The sequence below is a fragment of the Agrobacterium tumefaciens genome (assembly GCF_017726655.1).
In the GTDB taxonomy this organism is placed as follows: Bacteria; Pseudomonadota; Alphaproteobacteria; order Rhizobiales; family Rhizobiaceae; genus Agrobacterium; species Agrobacterium tumefaciens_B.
This window is the reverse complement of record NZ_CP072308.1, coordinates 2,536,321-2,549,771: the sequence shown is the minus strand read 5'-3', so window position 1 is coordinate 2,549,771 and position 13,451 is coordinate 2,536,321. Positions and strand designations below refer to the sequence as shown.

The 13,451-nt window shown below is 59.3% G+C and carries 17 protein-coding genes; 10 read left to right on the top strand and 7 right to left on the bottom strand.

All coding sequences use genetic code 11. The annotated features are described in order from the left end of the window. Positions 1 to 129: 129 nt before the first annotated feature. Complete coding sequence (locus AT6N2_RS12445) at positions 130 to 945, bottom strand: lytic murein transglycosylase (protein WP_063948094.1); 816 nt, start codon at positions 943 to 945, stop codon at positions 130 to 132. Between the two features lie 219 nt (positions 946 to 1,164). After that, complete coding sequence (locus AT6N2_RS12440) at positions 1,165 to 2,199, bottom strand: aspartate-semialdehyde dehydrogenase (protein ID WP_063948095.1); 1,035 nt, start codon at positions 2,197 to 2,199, stop codon at positions 1,165 to 1,167. A 498-nt stretch (positions 2,200 to 2,697) separates the two neighbouring features. Here AT6N2_RS12440 and AT6N2_RS12435 point away from each other — a divergent pair, with 498 nt between their 5' ends. The 3 genes from AT6N2_RS12435 to AT6N2_RS12425 all read left to right on the top strand — a co-directional run bounded on the left by AT6N2_RS12435 (position 2,698) and on the right by AT6N2_RS12425 (position 7,813). Next, positions 2,698 to 4,581, top strand: a complete 1,884-nt coding sequence (locus AT6N2_RS12435) for an MFS transporter (RefSeq protein WP_209087196.1) — start codon at positions 2,698 to 2,700, stop codon at positions 4,579 to 4,581. A 191-nt stretch (positions 4,582 to 4,772) separates the two neighbouring features. After that, positions 4,773 to 6,347, top strand: a complete 1,575-nt coding sequence (locus AT6N2_RS12430; RefSeq protein ID WP_209087194.1) for a Re/Si-specific NAD(P)(+) transhydrogenase subunit alpha — start codon at positions 4,773 to 4,775, stop codon at positions 6,345 to 6,347. Between the two features lie 20 nt (positions 6,348 to 6,367). Continuing rightward, complete coding sequence (locus tag AT6N2_RS12425) at positions 6,368 to 7,813, top strand: NAD(P)(+) transhydrogenase (Re/Si-specific) subunit beta (RefSeq protein WP_144577024.1); 1,446 nt, start codon at positions 6,368 to 6,370, stop codon at positions 7,811 to 7,813. Between the two features lie 83 nt (positions 7,814 to 7,896). On the opposite strand, the gene AT6N2_RS12420 is transcribed toward AT6N2_RS12425, so the two are convergent. The 4 genes from AT6N2_RS12420 to AT6N2_RS12405 all read right to left on the bottom strand — a co-directional run bounded on the left by AT6N2_RS12420 (position 7,897) and on the right by AT6N2_RS12405 (position 8,942). Then, positions 7,897 to 8,079, bottom strand: a complete 183-nt coding sequence (locus AT6N2_RS12420; protein ID WP_209087192.1) for a hypothetical protein — start codon at positions 8,077 to 8,079, stop codon at positions 7,897 to 7,899. A gap of 123 nt (positions 8,080 to 8,202) precedes the next feature. Beyond that, positions 8,203 to 8,493 carry a DUF3175 domain-containing protein gene (locus tag AT6N2_RS12415; RefSeq protein ID WP_209087190.1) on the bottom strand — a complete coding sequence of 97 codons (291 nt, stop codon included), beginning with the start codon at positions 8,491 to 8,493 and terminating at the stop codon, positions 8,203 to 8,205. 18 nt (positions 8,494 to 8,511) lie between these two features. Continuing rightward, the gene (locus AT6N2_RS12410; protein WP_209087188.1) at positions 8,512 to 8,703 is read right to left on the bottom strand and encodes a hypothetical protein; all 192 of its coding nucleotides are present in this window, start codon (positions 8,701 to 8,703) and stop codon (positions 8,512 to 8,514) included. A 41-nt stretch (positions 8,704 to 8,744) separates the two neighbouring features. After that, entirely contained in the window at positions 8,745 to 8,942 is a 198-nt protein-coding gene (locus AT6N2_RS12405) for a hypothetical protein (protein ID WP_077224706.1), read from the bottom strand. Positions 8,943 to 9,100: 158 nt separating this feature from the next. On the opposite strand from AT6N2_RS12405, the gene AT6N2_RS12400 reads away from it, so the two are divergent. Together AT6N2_RS12400 and AT6N2_RS12395 are read left to right on the top strand one after the other, a co-directional pair. Beyond that, complete coding sequence (locus AT6N2_RS12400; protein WP_063948103.1) at positions 9,101 to 9,289, top strand: hypothetical protein; 189 nt, start codon at positions 9,101 to 9,103, stop codon at positions 9,287 to 9,289. 50 nt (positions 9,290 to 9,339) lie between these two features. Continuing rightward, positions 9,340 to 9,579: a DUF6894 family protein gene (locus AT6N2_RS12395; protein ID WP_063948184.1), complete on the top strand. Its 240-nt coding sequence runs from the start codon at positions 9,340 to 9,342 to the stop codon at positions 9,577 to 9,579. Here AT6N2_RS12395 and AT6N2_RS12390 read toward each other — a convergent pair. Beyond that, the gene (locus AT6N2_RS12390) at positions 9,562 to 10,308 is read right to left on the bottom strand and encodes a Crp/Fnr family transcriptional regulator (protein ID WP_209087186.1); all 747 of its coding nucleotides are present in this window, start codon (positions 10,306 to 10,308) and stop codon (positions 9,562 to 9,564) included. The two genes, AT6N2_RS12395 and AT6N2_RS12390, sit on opposite strands and share 18 nt — an antisense overlap. A 258-nt stretch (positions 10,309 to 10,566) precedes the next feature. Between AT6N2_RS12390 and AT6N2_RS12385 the strand changes: the two genes are divergently transcribed. The 5 genes from AT6N2_RS12385 (at position 10,567) to AT6N2_RS12365 (ending at position 13,419) form a co-directional block, all read left to right on the top strand. Next, positions 10,567 to 11,223: a UdgX family uracil-DNA binding protein gene (locus AT6N2_RS12385; protein ID WP_209087185.1), complete on the top strand. Its 657-nt coding sequence runs from the start codon at positions 10,567 to 10,569 to the stop codon at positions 11,221 to 11,223. Between the two features lie 89 nt (positions 11,224 to 11,312). Next, complete coding sequence (locus AT6N2_RS12380; RefSeq protein ID WP_209087183.1) at positions 11,313 to 11,651, top strand: hypothetical protein; 339 nt, start codon at positions 11,313 to 11,315, stop codon at positions 11,649 to 11,651. Between the two features lie 258 nt (positions 11,652 to 11,909). Further along, positions 11,910 to 12,269 carry a hypothetical protein gene (locus AT6N2_RS12375; RefSeq protein WP_209087181.1) on the top strand — a complete coding sequence of 120 codons (360 nt, stop codon included), beginning with the start codon at positions 11,910 to 11,912 and terminating at the stop codon, positions 12,267 to 12,269. A 15-nt stretch (positions 12,270 to 12,284) separates the two neighbouring features. Beyond that, entirely contained in the window at positions 12,285 to 13,049 is a 765-nt protein-coding gene (locus AT6N2_RS12370) for a Crp/Fnr family transcriptional regulator (RefSeq protein ID WP_209087179.1), read from the top strand. Between the two features lie 142 nt (positions 13,050 to 13,191). After that, positions 13,192 to 13,419: a hypothetical protein gene (locus tag AT6N2_RS12365; RefSeq protein WP_144577015.1), complete on the top strand. Its 228-nt coding sequence runs from the start codon at positions 13,192 to 13,194 to the stop codon at positions 13,417 to 13,419. Positions 13,420 to 13,451 lie beyond the last annotated feature (32 nt).

Below are 13,451 nucleotides of genomic sequence, written 5' to 3'. Positions count from 1 at the left end.
GACTTGATCCGGGGTCCAGTGCGATCAAGTCCTTGATCGCCAAAGACCCGTTCGCGGCGCAGACGCGCCGTGACTGGATGCCGGATCAAGTCCGGCATGACGGAAGTGATTCGCGCGTGGGAAGCGGCCTTATTGGCCGTCAATCGCCTTGCCGATGAAGGCGATGGCCTGCTGATAGACGCTTGCGGCGTTCCAGCCCTGGATGGCGGCATAATTCGCCTGCCCCTGCTGGTAACCTGCACCACGCTGCCAGCCATGGCCGACGAGGAAGTTAGCGGTGGAAGCCAGCGCATCTGCGCGCGAGCCAACGAGATCGATGCGGCCGTCGCGGTCGAAATCCACGCCGTAGCGCACCACGTTCAACGGCAGGAACTGCGTCTGGCCGATTTCACCATGTGCGGCACCCTTGGCGTTGACATTCAGCGAACCGCTGCCGACGAGCTTCAGGGCGGCATAAAGCTGCTCGGTAAAATAATCCGAACGACGGCAGTCAAATGCCAACGTCGAAACGGCCGACAGCGTGTGCTGTTTACCCATGAAACTGCCGAAGCCCGTTTCCATGCCCCAGATGGCGAGGAGCGGACCGGCGGGCACACCGTAGGCGCGCTCGATCGAATCGAAGAGGGCGGCATTGTTCTTCTTCATCGTCTTGCCGCGCGAAATGATCGTCTGACCGCCGCGCTTCTGCATGAACTGTTCGAAGGAGAGCTTGAAGCTGTGCTGGCCGCGATCGGCGCTGATCGTGGCGCGATTGTAGGTTACGTTGGCAAAGGCGCGATCGAGCACCGAGGCGCTGACCCCGCGGCCCGCCGCTTCCTGCTTGAAGGCGCCGACCCACGCTTCAAAACCCGCGGAGGTGTTGCCGCATTGCGCCGCCATGACCGGCGTCGCTGCCAGAACCGAGACCATGGCCACACCAGCCAGAATTGCCTTCATTGCCCGCATCTAAATCTGCCTTCGATGTTTTTGGGAGAGTTTTCCCGAGAACCAAACCATTATACTGCATGGTTCAGGTGCCAAAACTGCCTTTTGGCGGCCTAAATTGCCTTTCGACAGCAAAGCCTGCAAATAAACTGGCCGTGATCTCGCCAATTATAAAACCCGCCTGCCCCACACAGAACAGACGGGTTATACTTAACGAACCTTAAAAAATCGTATCGTTGATCAGGCAGCGGCCTTGCGCGGCTTGATGAAACCACGATTGATCAACAGTTCGGCGATCTGGACGGCATTAAGAGCTGCGCCCTTGCGCAGGTTGTCAGAAACAACCCAGAGGTTGAGCCCATTTTCCACCGTCGCATCTTCGCGGATACGCGAGATGTAGGTCGCGTCTTCACCGGCGGATTCCACCGGCGTGATGTAACCGCCGTTTTCGCGCTTGTCGATGACGAGGCAACCCGGTGCTTCGCGCAGGATATCACGGGCCTGATCGGCGGTGATCTCGTTTTCGAACTCGATATTGACCGATTCCGAATGGCCGATGAAGACAGGAACGCGCACCGCCGTGCAGGTCACCTTGATCTTCGGATCGAGCATCTTCTTCGTTTCGGCCAGAACCTTCCATTCTTCCTTCGTGTAGCCGTCTTCCATGAAGACGTCGATGTGCGGAATGACGTTGAAGGCGATACGCTTGGTGAACTTCTTGGATTCGACCGGGTCGGCCACGAAAACGGCGCGGGTCTGCTGGAACAGTTCGTCCATGCCTTCCTTGCCTGCGCCGGACACCGACTGGTAGGTGGAAACGACGACGCGCTTGATCTTGGCGAAATCATGCAGCGGCTTCAGCGCAACAACGAGCTGCGCCGTGGAGCAATTCGGGTTGGCGATGATGTTCTTCTTGGTGAAGCCTGCAACCGCATCGGCGTTCACTTCCGGAACGATCAGCGGAACGTCCTGATCGTAGCGCCAGGCGGACGAGTTATCGATGACGACGCAGCCCTGCTGGCCGATCTTTGGCGACCACTTCTTGGAAACATCGCCGCCGGCCGACATCAGGCAGATATCCGTGTCGGAAAAATCGTAGTTCTCGAGGTTCGAAACCTTCAGCGTGCGGTCGCCATAGGAGACTTCCGTGCCCTGCGAGCGGGCGGAAGCGAGCGGCACGACTTCATCGGCGGGAAAACCGCGTTCGGCCAGGATATTGAGCATTTCGCGACCGACGTTGCCGGTGGCGCCTGCAATTGCAACTTTGAAACCCATGATCAAGCTCTCTTTCTGTCTCTCCTCTTTTTGGTGAGGTGGGAACCCGCATCATATCGCGGCTTCCTCGATCCCCAGCCAAACCGGGGAGAGAGCGGTGGCCAGAGACGTTAGACGGTTTTAATCGTCGTTTTGGCCGTAATTCGGATAGAATAAGAAAGACGCGGATCATCGCCGGCGGATTGTGCCGGTCCTTCCATGACGAACATGTCTGCAACATGCATGCGCAAGGTGATGCTCCTTCTTCGCGAGAAGCTATTAGAAGGTTTCTCGTTCCTGTCAAGGGAAAAGGCGCCGGCTGAAGCAGGCGTGGAGCCGCAGCGCGACATATTCGGGATGCTTCACATTAGACTAAAGTCATAATCCGAAAGCATCGCTCTTACTGGGGTTAATTTTCTGTCACTCTGCTGTCACGCGCATTGCAGCCGTAAGGTTGAGTCCAGAGGAGAGAGCTGGGCTCCGCAGTGCGTCGATTGGGACATCTGTGGAGGACAGACAATGGCAAATGTTGCAGCCGTAAGCGGCGCCGCCCGTCCAATGACGGGTGAAGAGAAGAAGGTGATTTTCGCCTCTTCTCTCGGAACGGTCTTCGAATGGTACGACTTCTATCTTTACGGTTCGCTCGCGATCTACATCGGCGCGAACTTCTTCAGCCAGTATCCGGAAACGACGCGTAACATCTTCGCGCTGCTGGCCTTCGCCGCCGGCTTCCTCGTGCGCCCCTTTGGCGCGCTGGTCTTTGGCCGGCTCGGCGATATCGTCGGACGTAAATATACCTTCCTCATCACCATCCTCATCATGGGTGTGTCCACCTTCCTCGTCGGCGTGCTGCCCAGCGCATCGCAGATCGGCATTGCCGCTCCGATCATCCTGATCGTTCTGCGCATGCTGCAGGGTCTGGCGCTTGGCGGTGAATATGGCGGCGCTGCAACCTATGTTGCCGAGCATGCCCCCAATGGTCGCAGAGGTTACTACACCTCCTGGATCCAGACGACGGCGACGCTCGGCCTGTTCCTGTCGCTGGTGGTCATTCTCGGCGTGCAGTTTGCACTCGGCAAGGAAGCTTTCGCTGCCTGGGGCTGGCGCATTCCTTTCCTCGTTTCCGTTTTGCTGCTCGGCGTATCCGTCTGGATCCGTCTGAAGATGAACGAATCTCCTGCCTTCAAGAAGATGAAGGAAGAGGGCAAGACGTCGAAAGCGCCGCTGAGCGAAGCTTTCGGCCAGTGGAAAAACGCCAAGATCGCGCTCATCGCGCTTGTCGGCGCCGTCATCGGCCAGGCCGTTGTCTGGTACACCGGCCAGTTCTACGCGCTGTTCTTCCTGCAGAGCATTCTGAAGGTCGACGGCCAGTCCGCCAACATCATGGTGGCGGCAGCGCTCATTCTCGGCACCAGCTTCTTCGTCATCTTCGGCTGGCTGTCCGACAAGATCGGCCGCAAGCCGATCATCATGGCTGGTCTGATCCTTGCCATGCTGACCTACTTCCCGCTGTTCAAGGCTCTGACCTGGGCAGGTAACCCGGCGCTTGCACAGGCGCAGTCCAGCGTTCGCGCCACCGTCAGCGCCGCACCCGGCGACTGCAAATTCCAGTTCAACCCGACCGGAACGGCAAAGTTCACCACATCCTGCGATATCGCAACCTCGTTCCTGACGCGCAATTCCGTGCCTTATGACGTGGTCGCGGGGCCGGCCGGCCAGCCGGCCACCGTCAAGATCGGCGACGCCACCATCACCAGCTACGACGCCGTCGCCGCTGGCGCGGATGCCGCAGCCAAGGACAGGGCCTTCCAGAAGCAGGTCAACATGGCGCTTCACGATGGCGGCTACCCGCTGGTGCGCGGCGCGGCACAGGTGCCTGACGCAAAACTGGACGCCTTCATTGCCGCAAACCCGGAACTGAACCTCAATGCCGATGCCGTTCGCGCCGCCGACAAGAAGATGGTTGCGACCGACAAGCTGGTGGCTGACAAGCTGCTCACTCCGGCCGAAACCGGTGGTGCAGCCGAAATGGCCGTCTACACTGTGGCCGGCGGCGGCACCTTCTCGATGGTAGCCGATCCGGCTGCCGTGAACTGGGTCGTCATCATCGCGGTTTTGACCGTCCTCGTCATCTACGTGACGATGGTCTATGGCCCGATCGCAGCATTGCTGGTGGAACTGTTCCCGACCCGCATCCGCTACTCCGGCATGTCGCTGCCATACCACATCGGCAACGGCTGGTTCGGCGGTCTTCTGCCCGCCACCGCCTTTGCGATGAGCGCGGCGAAGGGCGATATCTATTATGGCCTCTGGTATCCGATCATCTTTGCAGGCATCACGCTGGTCATCGGCCTGCTGTTCCTGCCGGAAACCAAGGATCGCGATATCCATGCCATGGATTGAGTGACACCCGATAGACTGTGGAAATCACCCGGCGTTTCGGCGCCGGGTTTTTTGTTGCCGCCGTACCGCCATGGCCGAAAATGGGCTTTTCCGGCCTGTCAATCCGCCGCAGGTAGAAAACAGCAATAACAAGACAAAAACGCCCGAAATGGGCTATGACGGCTTATCAGGACGGGAATGGGAGAGCAGTTTTGAGAATCGGGACACCAAGAGAACTCTATGAAGGTGAAGCGCGGGTCGCCATGACGCCTGACAGCGCGCAGGCTTTGCAGAAACTCGGCTATGAGTGCGTCGTCGAGGCAGGGGCCGGCAAGGCGGCCGGCTTTTCTGACGACGCCTATCGCGCAGCCGGCGTGACGGTGGTCGACAGCGCCGAGGCGCTTTACAGCGGCTCCGATATCATCGCCAAGGTTCGCCCGCCGGGAACGGCGGAAATTGATCGCCTGTCTTCGGACAAGACTCTGATCTCGTTCTTCTATCCCGCCCAGAACAAGGACCTTCTGGAACAGGCGAAGCAAAAAGGCGCGAACGTCATCGCCATGGACATGGTGCCGCGTATCTCCCGCGCCCAGAAGATGGACGTCCTGTCTTCCATGGCCAATATCGCCGGCTATCGTGCGGTCATCGAGGCCGGCAATAATTTCGGCCGCTTCTTCACCGGTCAGGTGACGGCCGCCGGCAAGGTGCCGCCCGCCAAGGTGCTGGTCATCGGCGCCGGCGTTGCCGGTCTTGCCGCCATCGGCACGGCCACATCGCTCGGCGCGATCACTTATGCCTTCGACGTGCGCCCTGAAGTGGCCGAGCAGATCGAATCCATGGGCGCGGAATTCGTCTATCTCGATTTTGCCGACCAGCAGCAGGATGGTGCAGCGACCGGCGGTTATGCCGCCCCCTCCTCGCCGGAATTCCGCGAGAAGCAGCTGGAGAAATTCCGCGAACTCGCCCCGCAGATGGATATCGTCATCACCACGGCGCTGATCCCCGGCCGCGACGCCCCGAAGCTGTGGCTTGCCGACATGGTGGCGATGATGAAGCCGGGTTCGGTCATCATCGACCTCGCCGCCGAGCGCGGCGGCAATTGCGACCTGACGGTTCCCGACCAGCGCGTCGTATCCGACAATGGCGTCATCGTCATCGGCTACACCGATTTCCCGAGCCGCATGGCAACGCAGGCCTCGACGCTTTACGCCACCAACATCCGCCACATGATGACCGATCTGACGCCCGCGAAGGACGGCAAGCCGGTTCACAACATGGAAGACGACGTCATCCGGGGCGCGACCGTTACCTATCAGGGCGAGATCACCTTCCCGCCGCCGCCGCCGAAGATCCAGGCCATTGCCGCGCAGAAGCCGAAGGAAAAAGCCAAAGAGCTGACGCCGGAGGAAAAGCACGCCAAGGAAAAGGCGGAGTTCAAGGCGCAGACGAAGAGCCAGGTCGGGCTTCTGGTCGCCGGCACGGCCATCCTGTTGCTCGTTGGTCTTTATGCGCCGGCAAGTTTCATGAGCCACTTCATCGTCTTCGTGCTCGCCTGCTTCGTCGGTTTCCAGGTCATCTGGAATGTCAGCCACTCGCTGCACACGCCGCTAATGGCCGTCACCAACGCCATTTCCGGCATCGTCATCATCGGCGCGCTGCTGCAGATCGGTTCCGGCAACTGGCTGGTGGTGATCCTTGCCTCGCTTTCCGTCCTGATCGCGACGATCAACATCGTCGGCGGTTTCCTCGTGACACGGCGCATGCTCGCCATGTTCCAGAAGTCCTGAGCGTGCGAGGATTTAAGTAAATGACCATTGGTATTGTTTCCGCGGCTTACGTTGCCGCAGCCGTTCTCTTCATCCTTTCCCTCGGTGGCCTTTCCGGACAGGAAAGCGCCAAGCGTGCCGTCTGGTACGGCATCGTTGGAATGGGTCTCGCCATCGTCGCCACCGTCTTCGGTCCTGAGATCAGCAAGGGCGTCGGGCAATGGCTCGTCGTGCTCCTGATGCTGGCCGGCGGCTCCGTCCTCGGCTACTTCGTCGCAAGCCGCGTGCAGATGACCGAAATGCCGCAGCTTGTGGCGGCCCTTCACTCCTTCGTCGGTCTTGCCGCCGTCTTCATCGGCTTCAACGCCCATATCGAGGAAGCGCATGTCGCCTCGCTCGACGAAACCGCACGTTCCCTACTGACGGGCTTTTCCGCCATCCTCGCCCACAAGACGCCGGTGGAACTGGCGATCATGAAGGTCGAGGTCTTCCTCGGCGTCTTCATCGGCGCGGTCACCTTCACCGGCTCCGTCGTCGCCTTCGGCAAGCTTGCCGGCAAGGTGGACGGCAAGGCGAAGAAACTGCCGGGCGGGCATCTGTTGAACGCCGGTGCCGCGATCCTGTCGCTCGTGCTGCTCATCATGTATTGCAACGGCGCAGGCGCATGGACGCTGGTGCTGATGACGCTGGCCGCCTTCTTCATCGGCTATCACCTGATCATGGGCATCGGCGGCGCCGACATGCCGGTCGTCGTTTCGATGCTGAACAGCTATTCCGGCTGGGCGGCCGCCGCCATCGGCTTCACGCTCGGCAACGATCTCTTGATCGTCACGGGTGCGCTGGTGGGCTCCTCGGGTGCGATCCTCTCCTACATCATGTGCAAGGCAATGAACCGCTCCTTCATCTCGGTCATCCTCGGCGGCTTCGGCGGCACGACGGGCCCGGCGATGGAAATCGAGGGGGAACAAGTGGCGATCGACGCCGAAGGTGTGGCCGCGGCACTCAACGACGCCGACAGCGTCATCATCGTCCCCGGTTACGGCATGGCGGTGGCACAGGCCCAGAGCGCGGTGTCGGAACTGACGCGCAAGCTGCGCGCCGACGGCAAGACCGTGCGCTTCGCCATTCATCCGGTGGCCGGCCGTCTTCCCGGCCACATGAACGTGCTGCTCGCCGAAGCGAAGGTGCCCTACGACATCGTGCTGGAAATGGACGAGATCAACGACGATTTCCCAAGCACCGACGTCGTCATCGTCATCGGCTCGAACGACATCGTCAACCCGGCAGCCCAGGACGATCCGAACTCACCCATATCAGGCATGCCGGTTCTGGAAGTGTGGAAGTCGAAACTCGTCATCGTCTCCAAGCGCGGCCAGGGCACAGGTTACTCCGGCATCGAGAACCCGCTGTTCTACAAGGACAATACGCGCATGTTCTACGGAGATGCGAAAAAGTCGATCAACGATCTTCTGCCGTTGATCAAGTAAAAGCGAAACCCGCGAAACGGGAGCGGGCCATTACAATAAAGAAATCCCCGCTTTCAACGCGGGGATTTCATATATCTTCAGCGTCAGGAGTTTTTGTGACTCTGCTGACCCGCCTTAACATGCTGCTCATGTGATCCGCCGCGGGTCTTGCCATTGTCGCCATTGCCGGAGGAGGTCGATGCCGACTTGGAACCGCTGTCGCTGTTCTTGTGGCTTTTTTGGCCGGCCTTCACATGCTGTTCGTGCGTACCACCCTGATTTGCCATGGTATGTCTCCTCATATTGGTGATTTTGTCACTCGCGCCTTCCGTGAGACGCCTCAAACGAACCATTCGGCGCGGCAGGAGTTCCGGATTTTTTTTAACATTTCGTGAGATCGCGACAGGCTCTCATCGCTGCTTTCCAAATTCCTTGCGAAGTTCGTCCTTGGCCTCTTCCAGCACATCCTTTCGTGTTCTCGGCAGCGATCGACCGGCCCGGTTGATGTAAAAGACCAGCATGGACATGGCCGACCGGAAAGGGTTTGCCTTGCGCCTGTCGGATTGTTCTGCCGAGGCCTTCAGCGATCGGGCGATCTGCGAGGGGTCCTCCTTTGTGAAGACCTCTTTTTCAAGGTCAAGCGCATCGCTTTCCCTGGTCACTTTCTGCGACCATTTCTTTTTCTTCTTCGCCTTTTTCATTGTTCTTCTCCCGAACGATCATGATTTTCGGCCGGGATCGTGGGTGTGGTGACTGTCGCGCTCGCCACCGCCGCCGGAAACGTGGCTCTTCGAGCGTTTGTCGCTGTCCGCGGGGGGCTTCTGGATTTCCAGCGGCTCCTTTGCATTTTCATGCGATGCGCCCGGCCCACCCTGTCGGATGCTGGCCGGCGTTTTTGTTGACGTGGACATCTCTTCCTCCTGTCATCGGTGACGGCGGTCAGGCCGCCGGATCATGGGTCATCGCGCGTTTTCATCGCGTCCGAGACGCGCTTCTTGCGTGGATCCCTAAGGTTCTCGCCAACGGCGTCGCGATCGTGCTCAGGATCGTCAGACGGTTTCATGTAACCTCTCGGCCGGTTTTCCTCCGGCCCTTCCCAGCGCGGCGATTGGTCGGTGGTGCCAGGCGCACCGTCTCGCGGAGATTTGATGGTCATCGCTGCCTCCATTTAAGTTGCGAACCCACCCAACCTCTTTGCTGAGGTGATGTTCCGCAGAACGCAGGGTGCGATGAGGCCAAGTTTTTTCGAAACCATTGCGGGTTGCACCGGTTAGGCGGCAGAGAAATTCAATCAGAGGGAACACGACGATGACGGATAAACCCGATAAGTCCGATCGCATCTCCAGAATTGCTTACGAGCAACAGCAGGACTTTCTCAGACGCTCGTCCCTGCAGTTTCTGGAATGCGCCATCCATTTATGTGCCACGAATATGAGTATTTCCGAACTCGCCACGCGACTTGAAAAACAGGCCCAGTATCTGCGGCAGTTCGGCTGAGGGTGCAGGGGCATGGCGGCGACGACAACGCCTTAGCCGGGAAGACCGAAATGCCGAGATTTTTCTTCACTGTGATCAGTGGCAAGAATGTCCTTGATGATCAGGAAGGGAGCGTTCTGCCCTCGCTCGACCAGGCGATCGAGGAGGCGCTGAAAGATGCCCGCGCGCTGATGAGCGATGCCATCCTGCAGGGCCGCGACATCTCCGGAGGGTGCATCATCATCCGCAACGCGCAGCAGGAGGTTCTGACAGTCGTCCGCTTTGCCGATGCGTTAGACAGAAATGGCTGACGGCGTGTCGACATCCGTCTGCATGCGCGCCATCAGCCGCTCATATTCTTTTTCGGGGACGCCGTAGGTCGCGTCGGCAACGCTTTCCAGAATGCGGCGATTGATGATGCGGACCTTGCCGCGGCTGGCGCGGATCGCATGAATGCCCTCGAGAATGTGCAATTCATTGGTGATGCCGGGCCGGCGCACACCAAGAACCGTGGAGAGGAACTCATGGGTAATCGGCAGGTCATCGGTATCGAGCCGGTCATGGCACATCAGCAACCATCGCGCGAGCCTTTCGCGCAGGCTGTATTGCCCGTTCGCCAGCACGAGCTGGCCGACCTGAAGCATGCAGATATTGACGTAACCGAGCAGAAGCTCGCGCAGACGCGCATCCTCTTCCATATCCCGCAATACTTCGGCAGCCGGGATGAGGTAGCCGCGCCCGGTCACGCTCATCACGGTCTCATCCGGCGTGGTTTCTGCGCCCAGCAGTGCGGGCCAGCCGGTAATCCCCTCGCGCCCGACAAGCACGGTCTCGATACCCTTGCCGCCCTCATCATGCACGATGGTCGATGCGAGCCCGGTTTCGATGAAACAGAGATGGGAGATCGGCATGCCGGCACCGACGAGCTGATGCCCGGCCGGCAGGTTTACCGGTTCCATACGGGCGGCGAGCTGCGACAGCCGTTCCGTGCCGAGGGTTTTCAACAATCGGTTATAGAAAACAAAACTTGATCCAAGCATAGCGGTTCGCCCCGTTCGCCCCTCTGCTCGAAACATTAACCTGCAGAATCATATTAGCAGGGGAAAAATGAATGAAAACAGTGAGTACGTTACCGTACAAATTTGCAGAAAGGGGCGTCTCTGCCTCGCAGGATGACCAAAATTCGCAATTCCTGCCCAAGCTTGAAACAGCATGATAACCCGAAATACCGCGATTGGGTATGGCTTGCCAAATGATGGGGAACGGTCCTGATAACCGGCGAGGAAGGAGAAACCGCCGTGACGGAGAAAAGGCCAAGCAGAAAACCGCCTCCCGCCTTCCAGTCCGGTGGCGCGGATGCCACCTCTTTGGGAGCCCTCCGGGACGACGCCGAGGGATGCCGGAGATGTGATCTCTACCGAGACGCCACCCAGCTGGTTTTCGGCGAAGGCAGCGCGAAAGCGCGCGTGGTTCTCGTCGGTGAGCAGCCCGGCAATGAGGAGGACCGGAAAGGCAGACCCTTCGTCGGACCAGCCGGCCGTCTCCTCGACCAATGTCTCCAGGAAGCCGGCGTCGACCGCTCGCAATGTTATGTGACGAACGCGGTCAAACATTTCAAATTCAAACAGCGCGGCAAGCGGCGGTTGCATGAACGCCCGAATAGCGGCGAGGTTCAAAGCTGCGCCTGGTGGCTGGCAGCAGAGCTGCGCCTGCTTGCCCCCGACCTGATCGTGGCCATGGGCGCTACCGCTTTTTATACACTGACCGGGCGTAGAACCGGCGTGACCAGCGAACGCGGCAACCTCCTGACGACGCCTTTCGGCACCCGCCTCCTCGTCACGATACACCCCTCCTATCTCCTGCGCCTTCGCGACCGCGACGACGCCCACCGGCAGCAGCGCGCGTTCATCGCCGACCTGCACAGGATAGAGGAGATCCTTGCCGAAAACTCGTAACCGCCGCATCTGCTGCATTCGGTCCGACCATCAGGAACAAGCCTTTCCCATCGTGGTTAGGGACTCCCAAACAGGGAGGCTTCAAAACCATGCACAAAAAAATCGAACACAAGATCATCGCCCATGAAAATGGATGGGCTGTCGTTATCTCCGGCGTGATACGAGGCGTGTACCCCAGCCGCCATATGGCTTTGTCCGCGGCAAAAGAGCTGCAAAGCGATTTATTATCCGCGGACACGGCAAAGGCTTCCGGTCCGGTCGCCAATCTGCCCTTGACCGATGCGGCGGCCATCAGCCGGTGGCGCACCTCATCACAGCCAACAGTAGCAGTGCCCTATCAGGTGGATATGCCTTTGCGGCGCAGGAGTGGCGAGGTCAGCTACCCCGCGTCGTTTGACGGCTCCAGTCTAAGAGCCGGCAAGATTTAAGCGGCATCGTAGACCAGCCGCGTCTCGATGGGGCGGCGGTCTGTGCGGCAGCTGTCCGAGCCCCTAGCGCCTGTACCAGGATGAGGTCCACTTACCATGGAACTTCATCCAGGCGCTATCATCGGATCGATCCGTGGCGCCTTTGCCTCTCTTGCGCATATTTCAGATTTCGCTTGATTGGACGGCTGGAATTGCGCCTTTCAGGCGCTATGGTGAGCTGAAAGGTCAGTGCATGCGATGGGATGCGAGGAGAAAGCTATGGAGACTGTCGAACGCCTCACCATCGCTATCATCGGGATGACCGATACCGTGACACCCGAGATCACGAAGGCCTGGTCGAATGCCCGCGTTGGCCTCGAAGGACCCTACACGGCTGATCACTTAGAACGGGAGCACGCACTGGAATTCGCAGCAGCGATCGTCGACATCCGTTACGAGCCGGACGTTATCCTGCGGCTGACCGAGAGACTGGAAGCCGAAGCAATACCCTATCTTTTTTTCGTTCCCGCGACCGTTATCGACAGTGCACCGGGACCTTTTATCCTCTCCGAGCGTTCGGAAGATATCGAAACCATCGTCTCCGCCCTGGTTGCGCAGGGAGGAGGCACCAGGCATTAGAGCGAGGCACGTGTTATGCTGGAGCGACCGCAGGGCCATGGTGAAGCGAATATTCTGTTTTCTCTTTTGCCTGAGGGTGTCAGGCGCGAGGTTGTGGGAGCCTGCAGCGCGGTAGAACTCGCCTTGGGCGATGTGCTGATATCCGCTGGCGCGCCGATCGAGCGCGTTTTCTTCCTTTCTTCCGGCATCGCATCCGTCGTTGTCGTCTCGAAAGCCGGGCGAAGGACTGAAGCGGGCCTCGTGGGTAGAGAGGGTTTCGTTCCCATGGCCGCAGCGGCGGGCGCGCTGAGAAACGTGACCGAGATCGTGATGCAGGCCCCGGGTGAGGCACTTGCCCTTGACATAGGGTCGTTTGAAACGTTGCTGGCAAAACATCGGGTGTTCTTCGACATTCTGGTCTGCGCGCATCATATCGCCAGGGTGCAGGTGGAGTGCACGGCTTCCTCCAACGCCATCCAGTCGGTCACCGAGCGTCTCGCGCGCTGGCTTTTGATGTGTCACGACCGTGTCGAAGGCAATTCCCTGCATCTGACACACGACTTTCTGTCAACGATGCTGGCAGTGCGGCGTGCAAGCGTGACGGATGCGCTGCACGTTCTTGAGAGCCATGGCTTCATTCGTTCTGAAAGAGGACGGATCACGATCAGGAACCGTGAGACGCTGGAAACCTATGCCGGCGAGCTCTACGGTCTGCCCGAAGAGGAGGGCAACCGCATGCTCGCCCGCTTCCGGCGCGCGCACCCTTCGGAGCCGCCGCTGGGTAATCTCACCGCGGTCTGAAGCGGCAGCAGGCGCCGCACGGGAGGATTTTCACGCCGTCGGTTTGGTACGGTGGCGGACATTTACCTTTGGCGGTTTCCCTATAAGATGGATGCATCTTCCCTCACGCTGTGAAATGCCCGACGCATTTCGAGGAGGTGAAATGTATGCGAATCACGAGTACCAGAGTTCGGGAATATTCCTGGACGACGACATCAATATCGTTAAGGCAGCCTTCGACAATGTCGTTTCGGCCGAGCCGGACCCTGCCCTCTGCCGCGCCGAAGTCGCCCGCTACGTTCTGAAAATGTATGATCGTGGCGTCGTTGACCCGCTGAAACTCCAGCAACTGACCGCCCTCTATTTCAGGACCAAGCTACGGGTCCGTTGACAACCCGTTCGGGATGAAAGGCAGCGCGTCAG

Bases quoted from the DNA above. Each gene is read 5' to 3' on its own strand.
- AT6N2_RS12445 (WP_063948094.1), bottom strand. From the start codon at position 945: ATGCGGGCAATGAAGGCAATTCTGGCTGGTGTGGCCATGGTCTCGGTT.
- AT6N2_RS12440 (WP_063948095.1), bottom strand. From the start codon at position 2,199: ATGGGTTTCAAAGTTGCAATTGCAGGCGCCACCGGCAACGTCGGTCGC.
- AT6N2_RS12435 (WP_209087196.1), top strand. From the start codon at position 2,698: ATGGCAAATGTTGCAGCCGTAAGCGGCGCCGCCCGTCCAATGACGGGT.
- AT6N2_RS12425 (WP_144577024.1), top strand. From the start codon at position 6,368: ATGACCATTGGTATTGTTTCCGCGGCTTACGTTGCCGCAGCCGTTCTC.
- AT6N2_RS12420 (WP_209087192.1), bottom strand. From the start codon at position 8,079: ATGGCAAATCAGGGTGGTACGCACGAACAGCATGTGAAGGCCGGCCAA.
- AT6N2_RS12415 (WP_209087190.1), bottom strand. From the start codon at position 8,493: ATGAAAAAGGCGAAGAAGAAAAAGAAATGGTCGCAGAAAGTGACCAGG.
- AT6N2_RS12410 (WP_209087188.1), bottom strand. From the start codon at position 8,703: ATGTCCACGTCAACAAAAACGCCGGCCAGCATCCGACAGGGTGGGCCG.
- AT6N2_RS12400 (WP_063948103.1), top strand. From the start codon at position 9,101: ATGACGGATAAACCCGATAAGTCCGATCGCATCTCCAGAATTGCTTAC.
- AT6N2_RS12395 (WP_063948184.1), top strand. From the start codon at position 9,340: ATGCCGAGATTTTTCTTCACTGTGATCAGTGGCAAGAATGTCCTTGAT.
- AT6N2_RS12390 (WP_209087186.1), bottom strand. From the start codon at position 10,308: ATGCTTGGATCAAGTTTTGTTTTCTATAACCGATTGTTGAAAACCCTC.
- AT6N2_RS12380 (WP_209087183.1), top strand. From the start codon at position 11,313: ATGCACAAAAAAATCGAACACAAGATCATCGCCCATGAAAATGGATGG.
- AT6N2_RS12375 (WP_209087181.1), top strand. From the start codon at position 11,910: ATGGAGACTGTCGAACGCCTCACCATCGCTATCATCGGGATGACCGAT.
- AT6N2_RS12370 (WP_209087179.1), top strand. From the start codon at position 12,285: ATGCTGGAGCGACCGCAGGGCCATGGTGAAGCGAATATTCTGTTTTCT.
- AT6N2_RS12365 (WP_144577015.1), top strand. From the start codon at position 13,192: ATGTATGCGAATCACGAGTACCAGAGTTCGGGAATATTCCTGGACGAC.